Annotated in this window: 1 protein-coding gene; it reads left to right on the forward strand. The window is 63.8% G+C overall.

Going from position 1 to position 666, the window contains the following annotated elements; translation table 11 throughout:
* Window positions 1-46: 46 nt before the first annotated feature.
* On the forward strand, window positions 47-666 hold a 620-nt coding region (locus tag AB4Y92_RS25195), incomplete at its 3' end, for a linear amide C-N hydrolase (RefSeq protein ID WP_441822102.1).

Consider the following 666-nt stretch of genomic DNA (forward strand, 5'->3'; position numbering starts at 1 on the left):
GTGCTTGGATACGAGGGGCGTTGCTGCAAGGAAGGAGGGCAAGGGGATGACGATTGTTCCAGGCTGGACCCGGCGCGTTCTCGCGTCTTCCCTGGCGGCAATGCTCATCGCCTCAGCCACGGCCGAGGCGTGCACGCGGGCGGTCTATCTCGGCAAGGGCGGCATGGTCATCACGGCCCGCTCGATGGACTGGCGCAATGACGTCTCGACCAACCTCTGGATCTTTCCCCGAGGAATGCAGCGCAGCGGCGAAGCCGGGCCGAACTCGCTGCACTGGACGTCGCGCTATGGCAGCGTGATTGCGTCAGGCTACGACGTCTCGACGACTGACGGGATGAACGAAGCTGGCCTCGCCGCAAACGTGCTCTGGCTGGTGGAGTCGCAATATCCGGCCCTGGATGCGTCCAAGCCTGGACTGACGATTGCGGCCTGGGCTCAATATGCGCTCGACAACTTCGCAACGGTGGCCGAGGCGGTCGGGGCGTTGCGCGCCGAGCCCTTCACCATCGTCACCGACAAGGTGCCGGGGGAGGACCGGCTCGCCACCCTGCATCTGTCCTTGTCCGATGCGTCGGGCGACAGCGCGATCTTCGAGTATATCAACGGCAAGCTCGTCATTCATCATGGCCGCGATTACCAGGTGATGACAAATTCGCCGGCCTTCGA

Source organism: Lysobacter sp. TAB13 (assembly GCF_052113885.1).
Lineage (GTDB): Bacteria > Pseudomonadota > Gammaproteobacteria > Xanthomonadales > Xanthomonadaceae > Lysobacter > Lysobacter gummosus.